This is a genomic window from Martelella sp. UBA3392 (assembly GCF_002358775.1).
GTDB lineage: Bacteria > Pseudomonadota > Alphaproteobacteria > Rhizobiales > Rhizobiaceae > Martelella > Martelella mediterranea.
In genome coordinates, this window is the sequence record NZ_DEPM01000159.1 from 1 (window position 1) to 15,648 (window position 15,648).

Annotated in this window: 15 protein-coding genes; 10 read left to right on the forward strand and 5 right to left on the reverse strand. The window is 63.3% G+C overall.

Annotated features, from left to right (window positions below):
- The 3 genes from B4E36_RS12120 to B4E36_RS12130 all read left to right on the forward strand — a co-directional run.
- The coding region (locus tag B4E36_RS12120) for an ATP-binding cassette domain-containing protein (protein WP_345900395.1) at positions 1-286 on the forward strand (286 nt) is incomplete at its 5' end.
- Positions 283-2,832, forward strand: coding sequence for an ABC transporter permease (locus tag B4E36_RS12125; RefSeq protein ID WP_292052938.1), 2,550 nt, complete (start codon positions 283-285; stop codon positions 2,830-2,832). The genes B4E36_RS12120 and B4E36_RS12125, both read left to right, overlap by 4 nt.
- 167 nt (positions 2,833-2,999) lie before the next feature.
- A complete protein-coding gene (locus B4E36_RS12130; RefSeq protein WP_292052936.1) occupies positions 3,000-3,902 on the forward strand; it encodes a hypothetical protein in 903 nt (300 codons plus the stop codon).
- A gap of 120 nt (positions 3,903-4,022) precedes the next feature.
- Here B4E36_RS12130 and B4E36_RS12135 read toward each other — a convergent pair whose 3' ends face one another.
- The gene (locus B4E36_RS12135) at positions 4,023-4,232 is read right to left on the reverse strand and encodes a YqaE/Pmp3 family membrane protein (RefSeq protein WP_292052934.1); all 210 of its coding nucleotides are present in this window, start codon (positions 4,230-4,232) and stop codon (positions 4,023-4,025) included.
- Positions 4,233-4,508: 276 nt separating this feature from the next.
- Between B4E36_RS12135 and B4E36_RS12140 the strand changes: the two genes are divergently transcribed.
- The 5 genes from B4E36_RS12140 (at position 4,509) to phnN (ending at position 8,523) form a co-directional block, all read left to right on the forward strand.
- Positions 4,509-5,264 carry a Bax inhibitor-1/YccA family protein gene (locus tag B4E36_RS12140; RefSeq protein ID WP_292052931.1) on the forward strand — a complete coding sequence of 252 codons (756 nt, stop codon included), beginning with the start codon at positions 4,509-4,511 and terminating at the stop codon, positions 5,262-5,264.
- Between the two features lie 122 nt (positions 5,265-5,386).
- Positions 5,387-5,920 (forward strand): GNAT family N-acetyltransferase, encoded by a 534-nt coding sequence (locus B4E36_RS12145; protein WP_292052929.1) that lies wholly within the window; start codon positions 5,387-5,389, stop codon positions 5,918-5,920.
- A gap of 131 nt (positions 5,921-6,051) precedes the next feature.
- Positions 6,052-6,822: a DUF1045 domain-containing protein gene (locus B4E36_RS12150; RefSeq protein ID WP_292052926.1), complete on the forward strand. Its 771-nt coding sequence runs from the start codon at positions 6,052-6,054 to the stop codon at positions 6,820-6,822.
- Positions 6,819-7,958, forward strand: coding sequence for an alpha-D-ribose 1-methylphosphonate 5-triphosphate diphosphatase (locus B4E36_RS12155; RefSeq protein WP_345900396.1), 1,140 nt, complete (start codon positions 6,819-6,821; stop codon positions 7,956-7,958). The genes B4E36_RS12150 and B4E36_RS12155 overlap by 4 nt, the downstream gene beginning before the upstream one ends.
- A 4-nt stretch (positions 7,959-7,962) precedes the next feature.
- Positions 7,963-8,523: a phosphonate metabolism protein/1,5-bisphosphokinase (PRPP-forming) PhnN gene (gene phnN, locus B4E36_RS12160; protein ID WP_292053161.1), complete on the forward strand. Its 561-nt coding sequence runs from the start codon at positions 7,963-7,965 to the stop codon at positions 8,521-8,523.
- A gap of 10 nt (positions 8,524-8,533) precedes the next feature.
- Here the strand turns inward: phnN and B4E36_RS12165 are convergent, their stop codons facing one another.
- The 3 genes from B4E36_RS12165 to B4E36_RS12175 all read right to left on the reverse strand — a co-directional run bounded on the left by B4E36_RS12165 (position 8,534) and on the right by B4E36_RS12175 (position 11,348).
- Positions 8,534-9,616, reverse strand: a complete 1,083-nt coding sequence (locus B4E36_RS12165) for a hybrid-cluster NAD(P)-dependent oxidoreductase (RefSeq protein WP_018064786.1) — start codon at positions 9,614-9,616, stop codon at positions 8,534-8,536.
- Between the two features lie 4 nt (positions 9,617-9,620).
- Positions 9,621-10,865, reverse strand: a complete 1,245-nt coding sequence (locus tag B4E36_RS12170) for an aromatic ring-hydroxylating dioxygenase subunit alpha (RefSeq protein ID WP_345900397.1) — start codon at positions 10,863-10,865, stop codon at positions 9,621-9,623.
- A 114-nt stretch (positions 10,866-10,979) separates the two neighbouring features.
- On the reverse strand, positions 10,980-11,348 hold the full coding sequence (locus tag B4E36_RS12175) for a RidA family protein (RefSeq protein ID WP_292052915.1): 369 nt from the start codon (positions 11,346-11,348) through the stop codon (positions 10,980-10,982).
- Between the two features lie 67 nt (positions 11,349-11,415).
- On the opposite strand from B4E36_RS12175, the gene B4E36_RS12180 reads away from it, so the two are divergent.
- Complete coding sequence (locus tag B4E36_RS12180; RefSeq protein WP_345900398.1) at positions 11,416-12,399, forward strand: L-threonylcarbamoyladenylate synthase; 984 nt, start codon at positions 11,416-11,418, stop codon at positions 12,397-12,399.
- Positions 12,400-13,824, forward strand: a complete 1,425-nt coding sequence (locus tag B4E36_RS12185) for an FAD-binding oxidoreductase (RefSeq protein WP_292052909.1) — start codon at positions 12,400-12,402, stop codon at positions 13,822-13,824.
- Between the two features lie 25 nt (positions 13,825-13,849).
- Here B4E36_RS12185 and B4E36_RS12190 read toward each other — a convergent pair whose 3' ends face one another.
- A complete protein-coding gene (locus B4E36_RS12190) occupies positions 13,850-15,259 on the reverse strand; it encodes an MATE family efflux transporter (RefSeq protein WP_292052906.1) in 1,410 nt (469 codons plus the stop codon).
- Positions 15,260-15,648: the final 389 nt, after the last annotated feature.

Below are 15,648 nucleotides of genomic sequence, written 5' to 3' on the forward strand. Positions count from 1 at the left end.
CGGCCAGCTTTCCGGCGGCGAGCAGCAGCGGGTGGCGATTGCCCGCGCGCTTGCCCCCGAACCGGCGGTGCTGATCGCCGACGAGCCGACCGGCAATCTCGACGGCGACACCGGCGCGCAGATCGCCGATCTTCTGTTTGCCCGCCAGCGCGAGATGGGCACCACGCTGGTGCTTGTCACCCATGACGCAACGCTTGCCGCGCGCTGCGACCGGCAGGTTCACGTGCGTTCCGGCGAAATCGTCGCGCCCGCGGAAACCGTGGCGCCCGGAACCGCAGCGCAATGAGGCAGAACCGGCTCAACCTTCTCCTCGCGCTGAAATTTGCGCTGCGCGAAATGCGTGGCGGGCTTTCGGGTTTCTACATCTTCCTCGCCTGCATCGCGCTTGGCGTCGCCGCGATCGCCGCCGTCAATTCGGTGTCCGATGCCGTCAACGCCGGTATCGCCGAACGCGGCCGCGAGATTCTCGCCGCCGATATCCGCTTCGAGCGCGACAACGAGCCGCTTTCCGGCGAGGCACTCGCCTATATCGAGGCGCTCGGGCCGACCTCGCAATCGGTGACGATGCGCTCGATGACGCGGCTTCCCGATGGCTCCGACCAGTCACTGGCGGAGATCAAGGCCGTCGACGGGGCCTACCCGCTCTATGGCGAGGTCATATCCGATCCCGCCATGCCCGTCGGCGAGGCGCTGGCCGAGACCGACGGCAGATACGGCGTATTGGTCGCGCCGCTCCTGGCCGAGCGGCTGGGGCTTGCCCCCGGCGACAGCCTGCTGCTCGGCAATGCGGAACTCATGGTCTCCGGGACTTTGGCGCAGGAGCCCGACGCGCTTTCGGAAGGCTTCGCCTTCGCTCCGCGCATCCTGATCAGCCGACAGGCGCTGGAGGCCTCTGGCCTCGTCCAGATCGGCAGCCTTGCCGAATACGGCTACCGCGTGCGGCTTGCCGATCCCGCGATGACGCCGGAGGCGGTGAAAACCGAGGCGGAGGAGAAATTCCCCGATACCGGCTGGCAGATCCGCACCAGCGACCGCGCCGCCCCCTCGCTCAGCGAGAATGTCGACCGGCTGTCGGAATTCCTGACGCTGGTGGGGCTTGCCACGCTGATCACCGGCGGCGTCGGGATCGCCAATGCCGTCAGCGCCTATCTCGAAAGCCGCAGACGGGCGATCGCCGCCTTCAAATGCATGGGCGCGCCAGCCGACATGGTGGTCGCGATCTACTTCCTGCAGATCATGCTGGTGGCGCTGATCGGGATCGCGATCGGTCTGGTTTTCGGGGCGATCATTCCGCTGATCGCGTTGCCGCTGCTCTCATCGCTGCTCGAAATCGCAATCCCCGCCGGCATCTTTCCGTGGGCGCTGGCGCTCGCGGCGCTGTTCGGCATCCTGACCGCGCTCGCCTTCGCGATCCTGCCGCTGGCCGCCGCCCGCAACGTGCCGGCAACCGCGCTGCTGCGTGAGCACAGTTTCGACGAGGGCGGCCGCCCGGCATGGCCGTTCCTGGCGGCCACCGGCGTGACGCTGGCGCTGCTTGCGGCACTTGCGATCTTCACCGCCGAGGAGCGCTTCGTCGCGGCCGTGTTCCTCGCCTCCGTTGCCGGCGCCTTCGTGGTGCTGCGGCTGGTGGCGCTCGCGATCAAATGGCTGGCGGCGCGGGCCCCGCGCCCGCATGCGCCCTCGCTCAGGCTCGCGGTCGGCAACATCCACCGCCCCGGCGCGCTAACGGGCTCGGTCGTGCTCTCGCTCGGCCTCGGGCTGACGCTGCTGGTCGGTCTCGCCCTGATCGACGGCAATCTCAACCGCGAGCTGTCGCGCTCGCTTCCCGAGCGCGCGCCCGATTTCTTCTTCGTCGATATCCAGGGCAGCGAGGTCGAAGGCTTCAAGGCGCTGATAAACGAGGAGGCGCCCGACGGCGAATTGGCGCTGGTGCCGATGCTGCGCGGCCGCATCCTCGCCCTCAACGACACGCGGGCGAGCGAATGGGACGCCCCCTCGGAAGACGCGAAATGGGTGCTGAGGGGCGATCGCGGCATCACCTATGACGCCACCCTGCCGGAAAACTCGGCGCTGGCCGAAGGCGAATGGTGGCCTGAAGATTATAGCGGCGATCCGCTGGTGTCGTTTTCCGCCGATGAAGGCAAGGAACTCGGCCTCAAGCTCGGCGATACCGTGACCATCAGCGTGCTCGGCCGCGATATCACCGCGACGATCGCCAATTTCCGCACTGTCGAATGGGATTCGCTGTCGATCAATTTCGTGATGGTGTTCTCGCCCAACACCTTCGCCGGCGCGCCGCATGCCTGGCTCGCCACCCTCACCGATCCGGGCTCCGACACCGCCACAAACGCCGACATTCTGGGCGCCGTCACCCGCGCCTTCCCGACCGTCACCACAATCGAAGTGAAAGCGGCGCTCGAGATTGCCGGCGATCTCGTCAGCCAGCTTGCGACCGCGATCCGGGCAGCCGCGGCCATCGCGCTGATCGCCTCGGTGCTGGTGCTTTCCGGCGCGTTGGCCGCCGGTAATCGCCGGCGCGGACATGATGCGGTGGTGATGAAGACGCTGGGCGCGACCCGCCCGGCGCTGATCCGGGCCTTCGTCTACGAATATCTGCTGCTGGGACTGGCGACCGGCGTCTTCGCGCTCGCCGCCGGCTCGGCCGCGGCATGGTATGCGCTGACGAAGATCATGATGCTGCCCTTCGCCCTGCTGCCGGCGGTGGCGCTTGCCACCGTGCTCGGCGCGGTGATCGTCACCGTCGCCATCGGCCTCGCCGGCACCTGGCATCTGCTCGGCCAGAAGCCCGCGCTCTACCTGCGCGAGCTTTAACATTCAAGGATATTACCGTCCCGCCTTGTAGAAAAAAAGCCTTAATTACAGAAAATACACCGAAAAAGAGCGTTACTCTACAAGTATAAATTCATATTTTTACTAGTATTATTTATTTATTTAAAAATATATCTATAGTCGCTGTCATCTGAATGGAGGCAGCGATCATGCAACCTATGTTTCGAATATTCACGATTCTTAGCACAGCGACATTTTCTGTTTTTGGCGCAATGACCGAGAGCCATGCAGACAGCGTGAACTACATGCCATATGTTGTTTTCGTTATGGACGGTTCGGAGGCGGTAACCGCCGATGGGTGGTCGTTCGAGCAATTCGTGGTCGGCTCGGTTATTACAAAACTGAAGCCTCTGACGATTTCAAATCCAGGAAATAATCCTGCCAGCTTAAATGGCCATATTTCTGTCTTTGAGGCAACGGAAGACAAACCTCTTATAAATTCGGACAAAATTCCCGTAACAACGGCCGACATGTTCGATGCAACGCTGTTTGAAGATGGACCATCCAGCGCCGCCCCGAATAATGTATCTGCTCTTTGGTGGGAAAATCTGTCTAATATGGACCTGGCTACCAGGGTAAGTAATTTTAACCAGGTTTCCGGATCAAGCAATATTTCAGCGAGCTTTCTCTATGCGGCACAGCTTCAATATAATTCGAGCTCCGGAACCGCTAATCCTAAATCCAATGGCGCTACGCCAATAACGCCGACCCTTGAAGGCATGAGCGACTTCAGAGCCGCGATGATTTTCATCCTTTCACCGGGTTTTATGCAGAACGCCGACGCTGCTAGCATCAACAGCCTTCCACTGTGCACCCAGCTTTCTGAAAAGCTCTCTGCTCTTGAGCCTGCGGTGAAGTTCGAGGCGTACTGGGTCGCCTTTGACGGCTCATCGGGCGACACCCCTCAGAACCCCAACTTCCTCGAAGACTGCTTCAAAGGGCAGGACGTTAACACTCTTCAGATAAACAACAACCTGACCGGCAGCTTCGGCACAGCGGCAGCCAATCTGATTGTCCGCCATATCGTCGATTTGGGCAACAGCGTCCGATAGTCTCGCACTGTCGCCCCTTCACCCGACACAACGCCCGCCAGACTAGAGCGCCGTGCATCCATTCGGATACACAAAGGACGCTCTAACCTATTGAATCTACGCATCGGGCGTTGTGCCCATCTACCGGCGATCGCCCCGGCGCAGCGCGTCCATCAGTTCGGCGTTGCGGCGGTCGGCCCAGTAGTTCTGGACGGCGAACAGGGCCCAGAGCGCGGCGACCGGCCAGCCGATCAGGGTGATCTGCAATATCAAGCAGATAATGCCGGAAAACGGTTTGCCGATGGTGAAAAACGAAAGCCACGGCAGAATGACGGCGATGAAATAGCGCATGAATATCCTCTTTTCTTGCGGTCGGCATTATTGCCGGATGTAGCGACTTTGCAGGAGAAATGGTGCTTCCGATTGCCGTTTTGCAGGCCGCCGGCGCGTTTCTTACGAAAAATTGAGGATTTGCCGACGGATTCCAAACGGATATGCCTTGTATCGCGTTGCCATTCCCCTCATATTATCGTCAGGCTTGCTGGAGCCCCCCAGCGGCGCCTGGGCTGTCGCCCTGCTGCGACGCCCGACACCGTGAACAACGAGGGGCTTTTTTAGAGGAACTCAATGGCTGATCTTCGCAACTATCAGAATCACGCGCAGGCGGGAGCCCAGGCGAGTGCTGCAATCGATCAGGGACTGCGCGCCTACATGCTGCGCGTCTACAATCTCATGGCTCTCGGCCTCGTGATCACCGGCATCGCGGCTTACGGAATCTTCACGGCCTCGGTATCGGGCGATGCCAGCGGCCAGGTTCAGCTTACCCAGTTCGGTCAGGTCATGTACGCCTCGCCGCTGAAGTGGCTGGTCATGTTCGCACCGCTGATCGCCTTCTTCTTCCTGGCGTTCCGCATCAACAAGATGAGCGTCGCCGCCGCACAGACGGCGTTCTGGGTCTATGCCGCGCTGACCGGCATTTCGCTGTCGACGATCTTCCTGGTTTATACCGGCCAGAGCATCGTCCAGACCTTCTTCATCACCGCGGCCTCGTTCGGCGCGCTGTCGCTTTACGGCTATACCACCAAGCGTGATCTGTCGGCGATGGGCTCGTTTATGGTGATCGGCCTGTTCGGTGTGATCATCGCCATGGTCGTCAACATCTTCCTGCAGTCGAGCGCGCTCGGCTTCGCGATCTCGGTTCTCGGCGTTCTGATATTCGCCGGCCTGACCGCTTGGGACACGCAGAAGATCAAGGAAATGTACTATGAAGGCGACGGCCATGAAGTGGCAGGCCGCAAGGCGGTGATGGGCGCGCTGACGCTCTACCTCGACTTCATCAACATGTTCCTGTTCATGCTGCGCCTGCTCGGCAACCGCAACTGATCCGGACGATGATGGAACACTGATCGAGGCGGCTTTCGGGCCGCCTTTTTCATGCCCGCTTCCCTGCGGGCCGAAAGCGGATTATCGTTCCCGTTACCCTTCCACCTGCCCCGACCCGGACCATGACCGTCACCCTCCGCCCCGCCTCGCCCGCCGATCTTTCCGCGATCACCGAAATCTATGCCGAATGCGTGCTGAACGGGGTGGCAAGCTATGAGCTGGAGCCGCCGGGCCGGGACGAAATGGAAGCGCGGATGACCGCGATCACCGCCGCCGGCTACCCCTATCTCGCCGCCATCGAGGGCGACCGCGTGATCGGCTATGCCTATGCCAGCGCCTTCCGCACGCGGCCTGCCTATCGCTGGCTGGTCGAAAATTCGGTCTATCTTTCGCCGGAGGCGCGCGGCAAGGGCGTCGGCAAAAGCCTGCTTTCGCAATTGGTAACGGAATGCGAGACGCGCGGATTCCGCCAGATGGTCGCGGTCATCGGCGGGGCCAGCCCGGCCTCGATCGCGCTCCATACGGCGCTTGGCTTCACCGAGGCGGGCCGGCTGACGGGAACCGGCTTCAAGCACGGAAAATGGCTGGACACCGTATTCATGCAGCGCCCGCTCGGCGAGGGAAACCGGAGCGACCCGCTGCCATTGTCGCTTTGACCGCGTGTGACATCACCGCGCGCGGAACCAACGGCTCCGACTGCGCATTGAACAAGTCGGGACGCCTTGCAAAGACCGGCGAATCCCTGCACTTTCCTCATCCTCCCTTCACCACGGGCAAGGAAAACGATTTGCGCTACGCCATCTATTTCACTCCCGCCATCGACCATCCCCTCACGGTTGCCGCCAGCCGCTGGCTCGGCTACGACGCCTTTGCCGGCGAGGAACGGCCGTTTCCAGACGGTATCGCGCTTGCCTCCGGCCGGATGAGCGCCGTGACGGCGGCGGCCGCACGTTACGGCTTCCACGCCACGCTGAAGGCGCCGTTCCGTCTGGCCGACAACACCACGCCGGCGGCGCTGGAGGCCGCCTTCGACGTGTTCTGCCGCAAGCACAGCCCCTTCGACATTCCGGAGCTGAAGCTCGGCAAGCTCGGCAAGTTTCACGCCCTTGTCCCGGCGCAAGAGAGCGATACGCTGCAGGATTTCGCAGCCGATGTCGTGCGCTATTTCGAGCCGATGCGCGCGCCGCTTGCCAACGAGGAGATCGCGCGGCGCAAGCCGGAGGAACTGAGCGAGAGGGAACGCGACAATCTGGAGCGCTGGGGCTATCCTTACGTCTTCGATGACTTCCGCTTCCACATGACGCTGACGGGACCGGTGACGGGTACCGACATGCATGTGATCGAGACCGCGATCGAGGATTATTTCGCGCCGTTCGTCGGCAAGCCGCTTGAAATTTCCGGCATCGCGCTGTTCATGGAGGAGCGGCGCGGCGCGCCTTTCGTGATCCGCCGCTGGCAGCCGCTGACGGGCGGCCAAACCACGCTTTTCGGGGCCGAAGAAACAGTGATAGGGGAAACTGGGACGAGTGACACTGGGGCCGGAGAAACCGAGGAATGAGTGCCGAAACCGTTTTCACCAATGCGCGGATCGTGCTTGAGGACGAGATCGTGCATGGCGCGCTCATGGTGCGCGACGGCGAAATCGCCGACATCTCGGGACACCCGACCCGCCATGGCGACGACATGGAGGGCGACTATCTGATCCCCGGCCTGATCGAGCTTCATACCGATCATCTCGAAGGCCATTATGCGCCACGCCCCGGCGTGCGCTGGGACAAGATCGCGGCCGTTCAGGCCCATGACGGACAGATCATCGCATCGGGCATCACCACCGTTTTCGACTGCCTGCGCATGGGTTCCGACGGCGACGACGGCTTCGATCTCGGCGAGATGCGCGATATGGCCGACGCGATCCAGCAGGCCGAGCGCGAGAACCGGCTGAAGGCCCAGCATTTTCTGCATCTGCGCTGCGAGGTCTCCGCCGCCAATGTGATGGAGCATTTTGCCGGCTTCGAAAATGATCCGCATGTCAGGCTGACCTCGCTGATGGACCACGCGCCCGGCCAGCGGCAGTTTACCGATCTTTCCCAATACGAGCTTTTCTACAAGCCGAAGCGCGGGCTTTCCGATGAGGCCTTCGCGGCTTTCGTCGCGGAGCGTCAGGGCCAGTCGGAAAAATATGCCGGGCGGCACCGACAGATGATCTCCGACCACTGCGCCGCCCGCGGCATCGCCATCGCCAGCCATGACGACGCCACGCTTGCCCATGTGGAAGAGGCGATCGGCCATGGCGTGGCGGTTGCCGAGTTTCCGACGAGTCTCGAGGCCGCGAACGCCTCGCACAAGGCCGGAATGTCGGTGCTGATGGGCGCGCCCAATGTGGTGCGCGGCAAGTCGCATTCCGGCAATATCGCCGCGCGCGATCTGGCCGAACGCGGCGTGCTGGATGTGCTGTCGTCGGATTACGTGCCCTTCAGCCTGCTCTACGCCCCGTTCATCCTCGCCGATACGCTCGAGACGATCAGCCTGCCGCGCGCGCTCAAGATGGTAACAGCGACGCCGGCGAGAGCCGTGAAGCTCGACGATCGCGGGCGGATCGCGCCGGGGCTGAGGGCCGATCTTGTGCGCGTTCACCGCCCCTCTGGCGCGCCGGTGACGCGGGCGGTCTGGCGGGCGGGCAAGCGGGTTGCCTGATTTGATGGCGGAGGCGGGCAGGATAATCGTCGTGGTCGGCCCGAGCGGGGCCGGCAAGGACAGCCTGATCAACCACGCCGCCGCCCTTTGCCGTCAACCGCGTTTTGCAGTGGTGCGCCGCGTGATCACCCGGCCGAGCGACCACGACAGCGAAATCCACGACACCATGTCGCCGGACGCCTTTGCAGCACGGAGGACGGCGGGCGGTTTTGCGGTAGTGTGGTCAGCGCATGGCCTTGAATATGGCATTCCGGCAGAACATCGCGCCTTTGTCGCCAATGGCGGGGTGACGCTGTGCAACGGTTCGCGCAAGGCGCTCGCCGATTTCCGCGTGGCCTTTGCCCGGCTCACGGTGGTCAATGTCACCGCCAGGCCTGAAATCCTTGCCGAAAGACTTGCCGCGCGCGGCCGCGAGAGCGGCGACCAGATCACCGCCCGGCTGGCCCGCTCGACCATGGCGGTTCACGGCGATTTCGATGTCGTGACGATCGATAATTCCGGGGCTCTTGAAACCGCAGGCGATCAGCTTGTCGCGCTGATCCGCGATTGCCTGTCGGAACCCTGAGCCTTCGGCATCAGGCTTCCACCTCGACATCCGTCAACGGCCGCGAGCAGCAGGCGAGGATATAGCCCTCCTCGATCTCGTCATCGAGAATGCCGCCATTATGCTGCATGTCGACCTTGCCGGATTTGCACATGGTGCGGCAGGTGCCACAGATGCCGCTTTCGCAGGCGGCGGGAATGCGGACCCCGGCATTGCGGGCTGTCTGCAGAATGGTGAAGCCGGGCGGCACCTCGGCGCGAACGCCTGAATCGGCGAATTCGATGACCAGCCGCTTGTCCTCATCCGCGCTTTCGCCGACAAAGACGGCAGGCGACGGTGCTTCCGGTTTGAAGGTCTCCTGGAAATAATTGTTTTCCATGTCGAAGCTGGAGCTTTCGAGCGAATCCCGGACCGTCGCCATGAACGGGTCCGGCCCGCAGCAGAACACCCGCCGCTCCAGGAAATCCGGCACCAGCAGCGCGATCTTGGCGCGATCGATGAAGCCCTTCAGCCCCGACCAGAGCTGGGTGCGCTCCAGCTCGGTGACGATGAAGCCGAGATTGAAGAACGGCATGTAGCGCGCCTTGTACTCCAGCTCCCAGCGGAAGATGATGTCGTTCGGCGAGCGGGCGCAGTGGATGAAGGCGATATCGGTATCGGGGTCGCGGTCGCCGAGATCGCGCGTCATCGACATCATCGGCGTGATGCCGGAACCGGCCGAGATGAACAGGTATTTCTCCGCCGGCTTGGTGACGTAGGAGAAATCGCCGAGCGGGCCGATTGCCTTCAGCTTCATGCCGGGGTGCAGGTTCTCGAACATCCAGCGCGTGCCGATGCTGTCCTTCTGCGCCTTCACCGTCACGGCGATGGTAAAGGGCCGGGTCGGGCTGGACGAGATCGTGTAGGTCCTGAGGATCGGCTCCGGGCCGACCGGGAGCTCCAGCGTGATATACTGACCCGGCATGTAGCGGAACCAGATGTTTTCTTTCTCCGCCCTGAAGGTGAACGTCATCACGTCGGGCGCTTCCGGCGTCCAGGCCACGCATTCGAGCATGTGCTCGCGGCCATTCCACGGCACCATCTCATCGATATGCTTGAAGGTCTTCGACTTCATCATATCAGGCAACGATCGACAGCGGTGCGGCGGTGTCGGAAAGCCGCGAAATCGAGGTGTTCGCGTACCATTCGACAAACTGCATCACACCGCCCTCATCCTCTTCGCAATAAGGTCCGGGCTCATAGGCGGGCGAGCGGATGCCGCGCGCGTTCTCCTCCACGATCTGGCGATCCTGGTCATTGGTGAAGGTCCACACATGGGTCAGTTCCTCCAGATCGTAGTCGATCCCCTCGACCGCATCCTTCGGCACCATCCACGTGGTGGTGACCTCGGTTTCCTCGGGCCCGAGCGGCAGCACCCGGAAGGAGATCGCGTGGTCGCCCAAGAAATGGTTCCAGGTGGTGGGATAATGAAACAGCAGCAGCGCGCCGATGCCGGCCACGTTGGTCTTCGGCCCCATCGGCTTCTTCACCGCGCGCTGGCCCGACATGGTGTAGCTTTCCGCGCCGGGGATCAGCGGCATGCGGGTGATGCGGAACTGGCCGTCGGGGTTGATGAAGAACTTCGCCTCCAGCCCCGCCGCCTCGCAATGGGCCCAGTGCGCCTGGATTTCCGGATCATCCGCCATGCCCTGGACGCCGGTGACGGAGGCGGCCTCGGGATAGGTGCGGCACAGTTCCGGGTGATTGGCGGCGCAGTGATAGCACTCACGATTGTTTTCCCAGACCAGCTTCCAGTTGCCCTTCTCGACGATCGAGCTCTTGAAGGCGACCTTGGTCTCGCGGATATTATGCGGCGCGATATAGGGCGCGATCGTGTCCCTCAGCGGCGCTATATCGGGAGCATGCTCGGCGAGGCAGATGAAGATATAGCCCTCGATGCTCTCGCAATGCACCGGTTTCAGCCCGTATTGCGCCTTGTCGAAATCCTCGCCCATGTGGCGGACATATTGCAGCGAACCGTCGAGATCGTAGGTCCACTGGTGATAGGGACAGACGAGCTTGGCGGTCGTGCCCTTCTCATTGGCGCAGACGCGCGAGCCGCGATGGCGGCAGGAATTGTGCAGCGCCCGGATCACCTTGTCGCGCCCGCGCGTGAGGATCACCGAATAATCGCCGATCTGGATCGTCAGGTAATTGCCCGGACGCGGCAGCTCGCAGTCATGGGCGACGAACAGCCAGTCGCGGTAATAGAAATTCTCCATGTCGACGCGGAAATAGTCCGGGTCGGTATAAAACGGCCGGGCGAGCGTGAAGCCGTCGCGGCGGTTCTTCAGCTCTTCCAGCATTTTCTGGCGTATCGTCATGGCGGCCTCCGGGGCGAAGACGGGCAATAATTTTCATTTAATCACCCGCGCCCTTCGGCATGCATTCCATTCACGACATGACTTTCGGAAAAGACGACACGCAGGTTTGGGCGCTCACGCCCGCGCCAACGCCGTCACCTCGATCTCGATCCGGTATTTCGGGTCGATCAGGCCGCATTCGATCATGGTCGCCGCCGGCGGATTGTCGCCGAAGGTTGCCGCGAGCAGCGGCCAGCAGGCCTCGAAATCCGGCGCATGCGGCAGGTAGTAGGTGACTCGCACGACATCGGGAAAGCCGGAGCCGGCCTCGCCGAGCGCCTTTTCGATCGCCGCCAGCGCCGAGCGGCACTGGCTTTCGACATCCTCGGGAATATCGACGCCCTGCGCGGTGGTGCCGGCGACATGTACGAAGCCGCCGGCAACCACCGCGCGGCAATAGCCGACCTTCTTTTCATAAATTCCGCCCGAGAAAATCCGTCGCATCAGAAAATCCTTTGTTCAGCGTTTGGGTTGTTTTAAACGATGATGGAACAGGAAGGGCGGGAATACCATGGCGCGGATCATCGATATCAGCCGGGAGGAAGAGCTTGCGATGGCGGAGGGTCGGCGGTTACTGATCGCCGGCGAACTGGTCGCGATCCCGACCGAAACCGTCTACGGCCTTGCCGGCGATGCCACCGACGCCGACGCGATCGCCAGGATCTACGCCGCCAAGAACCGCCCATCCTTCAATCCGCTGATCTGCCACATGGCCGACCTTGCCATGGCGGAACGCTATGCCGACTTCTCGCCGCTCGCGCGCGAGCTTGCCGATGCCTTCTGGCCCGGCCCGCTGACGCTGGTGCTGCCGCTGAAACCGGAGGCGGGGATCGCATCCGCGGCCACCGCCGGGCTTGCCACCGTGGCCGTCCGGGTGCCGCGCGGCTTTGCCGGCCGGCTGATCGCGGAAACCGGCCGCCCGCTCGCCGCCCCCAGCGCCAACCGCTCCGGCCGGCTGAGCCCAACCACGGCCGGCCATGTGGAGGCCGATCTCGGCAACCGGCTGCAACTGATCATCGACGCGGGCCCCGCGATCGTCGGGGTCGAATCGACGATCCTCAAGGTCGAGGGCGAGACCATCACCCTGCTTCGGCCGGGCGGCATTCCCGCCGAGGCGGTCGAGCGGCTGACGGGGCTTTCGGTGACCCGGCCTGCCACCCCCGGCGCGATCGAGGCGCCCGGCATGATGGCCTCGCATTACGCGCCGAACGCCGCCGTCCGCCTCAATGCCAGCCATGTCGAGCCCGGCGAGGCGCTGATCATGTTCGGGGCGCCCCTGATCGACAATGCCGAGGCCGCCCATGTCACACTTCAGCTCTCGAAAACGGCCGACACGGCGGAGGCGGCAAGCCGGCTCTACGACGTGATGAAACAGGCCGACCAGAGCGGCGCCAGCGCGATCGCCGTGACGCCCATTCCGCATGATGGCATCGGCGAGGCGATCAACGACCGGCTCGCCCGCGCCGCGGCCCCCCGCCCCAAGGACTACGACTGAATGACCGGCCCTGAGAAAGACCTGATCGCCCGCTTTGCCGAAATCGTCGGCCCGGGCCACGCCCTGACCGAGCCCGGCGATATCGCGCCCTACCTCACCGAGACCCGCGGGCTCTTTCACGGCGCGACCGCGCTGGTGCTGAAACCCGGCACCACGGAAGAGGTCGCCGCGATCATGACGCTTGCGAGCGAGACGAAAACCCCGGTCGTGCCCGCCTCCGGGCGCACCGGCCATGTCGGCGGCGCGGTTCCGCGCGAGGAGGGTACCGATATCGTGCTCTCGTTGGAACGGATGACGCGTATCCGCAAGATCGATACCGCCGGCAATTTCATGGTGGTCGATGGCGGCGTTATTCTTGCCGAGGCGCAAAAGGCGGCGGCCGACAATGACCGGCTGTTCCCGCTGTCGCTCGGCTCGGAAGGCTCGGCCCGGATCGGCGGCAATCTTGCGACCAATGCCGGCGGCACGGCGGTGCTCGCCTATGGCAATATGCGCAATCTCTGCCTCGGCCTTGAAGTCGTGCTGCCGACCGGCGAGGTCTGGAACGGGCTGCGCTCGCTGAAGAAGGACAATACCGGCTACGATTTGCGCGACCTGTTCATCGGCGCGGAAGGCACGCTCGGCGTCATCACCGGCGCGGTGCTGAAGCTGTTTCCGCGCCCTAAGGGCCATCAGGTGGCGTTTGCCGGGGTCGCCTCCCCGGAAAAAGCGCTGGACCTGTTCAACCTTGCCGCAAACTGCTGCGCCTCCGCGCTGACGGGCTTCGAGCTCATGGCCCATATGGCCTTCGCATTCACGATCAAGCATACCGAGGGCGCGCGCGATCCGCTGTCGAGCCCCTACCCCTGGTACACGCTGATCGATGTTTCGACCTCTGACAGCCAGCAATCGGCCGATGACATGATCACGGCTTTGCTGGAAGAGGCCTTTGAACAGGGTCTGGTGGAAGACGCCGTGATCGCCAAGTCCGAGGCCGAGATCGCCGAGCTCTGGCATATGCGCGAAACCATGTCGGAGGCGCAGAAGCCGGAGGGCGGCTCGATCAAGCACGATGTCTCGGTCCCGGTCTCCTCCGTGCCGGCCTTCCTGCACGAGGCGGATGCCGCGGTGATGGCGGCCGTGCCGGGCGCGCGCATCTGCGCCTTCGGCCATCTCGGCGACGGCAATATCCATTACAACATCTCGCAGCCGGAAGGCGCCGACAAGGCGGCCTTCCTGGCGCGCTGGGGCGAGGTCAACGCAATCGTCCACGCCATCGTGCTCGCCCATGGCGGCTCGATCTCCGCCGAGCACGGCATCGGCCGGCTGAAGCGTGACGAGCTGGCGCGCATTCGCGAACCGATCGAGATCGAGCTGATGCAGCGGATCAAGAAGGCCTTCGATCCCGCCGGCATCATGAACCCGGACAAGGTATTGAAGGCCTGACCCGCGCCCGCGGCTTTGGGGCGGCTCAGGCCGCCTCCACCGCGATTACGGTTTCCCGGTTTCCGTAAAACAGGCCGAGCCGCGCCCCGCGCCGGTTCAGCCACAGCACCGTGATCGCGATCGCCATCATGCCGAGATCGCTGATCGGCGCCGCCATCCACAATCCCGTTTCGCCGAAGATGAACGGAAGGATGAAGATCAGCGGCAGGGTGAACACATAGGTCCGCCCGAGCGTGATCGCCGCCGCCCGGCTGGCCATGCCCAGCGCCTGGAAATAGCCGGCAAGGACCATCAGCGGTGCGACGAGGACATAGGCGGCGGTCACGATCCGCACGATATGGACCGCCTCGGCGATCACCGCCGGATCGGTTACGAACAGCGACGCGATCGGCCTTGCCCCGAAGATGAAGGCCAACTCGACCGCAATGCCGTAGCAAAGTCCCGTGGCGAGGCCGACAAGCAGCGTCCGGTCCGATCGGCCGAACAGGTGCGCCCCAAAATTATTGCCGACGATCGACTGGCAGGCGAAGTTCAGCCCCAGGAGCGGCAGAAAGGCGAAGGTCAGAAGCCGCGAGGCGATGCCATAGGCGGCGATCGCGACATCGTGGTTGTCGCCGCTCCATATGCCGATGCCGATAATGTAGCAGCCCGCCGAAAGACTGGTGCCGGCAAGCCCGAGAGACGGCGGCAGGCCAAGCGCCAGAATGCGCGGCCACGCCTCCGTCAGCCGGTGGCCGGTGCGGCGGGCAAGCGCAAGCGGCGTGCGGCCGGAAAGCCGGAGCCAGACGACGACGCCCATGGCAACCGCCTGCGCCGCAAGCGTGCCGATCGCCGATCCGGCAACGCCCCAGCCAAGGCCGGCGATCAAGACATAGTTGAAGCCGATGTTGGCGAGCGTGACCAGAACACCGATCCCGGCCATCACCCCCGGCTTGCCTTCCGAGCGCAAGGCGTCGCCCTGGATCGAGATCACGAATTGCAGCGGACTGCCGAAAATCACGAATGCCAGATAGGTCTTCGCCATGGCCGCCAGCGCGGCGTCGCCCTCGGAAAACCAGTCGACAAGCCTGATCCCGAGCGTGAGGTAGAACGCCATCAGTAGCACGGCAACGAGCAGCGACAGCATCATCGCCGATTGCAGCACCGCCTGCGCGCCATCATCATCGCCGGCGCCGAGCCTTCGGGCCAGAATCGAGGCCATGCCGGAGGAAACCAGCGTCGACAACGCCGCCACCGCCATGAAGATCGGGAAGACCAGCGTGACGGCGGCCAGCGCGCGCGGTCCCACCAGCAGGCCGAGAAAGATCGCGTCGACAACGGTGTAGAGCCCGCTGACAAGCATCAGCAGAACGATGGGAGCGGCGGTCTTGAGAAACAGCGGCCAGACCGGGCCGGAAAGATAGGGGTTCGCCCGCGGCGAAACGACGTCAGACATTTTCGTTGCCCTTCAAGGACACTCACGCCGCCGGAGCAGCCATGCTCGGTACCCGCATTGCCGGAAGCTTCGAGTGTCGTTGAGAACACGAAAAACCGAAGTCGGAACTGACTTCACCATCGCCGTTTGAGGCGCGCGGGCGGCAGGCGTCAGCAACCGCGGGCAATTAGCCTGCGTGATGGTCGCAAGTCAAGCGTGTCGGCACGCAGTCCGGGTTGCCGTTCGTCTCGCTCGGCTGTGAACCGTTACGGTTTGTCCGATTTCAGTGAACTTCCGGGAGTCGTTATTCTTAAAACCTCTCAGCCAACAATCTCCCCCCTTCAGGGGGAGATGTCGCGAAAGCGACAGAGAGGGGTAAAGGGCGTAAGCCCTAAAAGCCGCAAGCTCCG

Coding starts and splice junctions, on each gene's coding strand:
- B4E36_RS12125 (WP_292052938.1), top strand. CDS start 283: ATGAGGCAGAACCGGCTCAACCTTCTCCTCGCGCTGAAATTTGCGCTG.
- B4E36_RS12130 (WP_292052936.1), top strand. CDS start 3,000: ATGCAACCTATGTTTCGAATATTCACGATTCTTAGCACAGCGACATTT.
- B4E36_RS12135 (WP_292052934.1), bottom strand. CDS start 4,232: ATGCGCTATTTCATCGCCGTCATTCTGCCGTGGCTTTCGTTTTTCACC.
- B4E36_RS12140 (WP_292052931.1), top strand. CDS start 4,509: ATGGCTGATCTTCGCAACTATCAGAATCACGCGCAGGCGGGAGCCCAG.
- B4E36_RS12145 (WP_292052929.1), top strand. CDS start 5,387: ATGACCGTCACCCTCCGCCCCGCCTCGCCCGCCGATCTTTCCGCGATC.
- B4E36_RS12155 (WP_345900396.1), top strand. CDS start 6,819: ATGAGTGCCGAAACCGTTTTCACCAATGCGCGGATCGTGCTTGAGGAC.
- phnN (WP_292053161.1), top strand. CDS start 7,963: ATGGCGGAGGCGGGCAGGATAATCGTCGTGGTCGGCCCGAGCGGGGCC.
- B4E36_RS12165 (WP_018064786.1), bottom strand. CDS start 9,616: ATGAAGTCGAAGACCTTCAAGCATATCGATGAGATGGTGCCGTGGAAT.
- B4E36_RS12170 (WP_345900397.1), bottom strand. CDS start 10,865: ATGACGATACGCCAGAAAATGCTGGAAGAGCTGAAGAACCGCCGCGAC.
- B4E36_RS12175 (WP_292052915.1), bottom strand. CDS start 11,348: ATGCGACGGATTTTCTCGGGCGGAATTTATGAAAAGAAGGTCGGCTAT.
- B4E36_RS12180 (WP_345900398.1), top strand. CDS start 11,416: ATGGCGCGGATCATCGATATCAGCCGGGAGGAAGAGCTTGCGATGGCG.
- B4E36_RS12185 (WP_292052909.1), top strand. CDS start 12,400: ATGACCGGCCCTGAGAAAGACCTGATCGCCCGCTTTGCCGAAATCGTC.
- B4E36_RS12190 (WP_292052906.1), bottom strand. CDS start 15,259: ATGTCTGACGTCGTTTCGCCGCGGGCGAACCCCTATCTTTCCGGCCCG.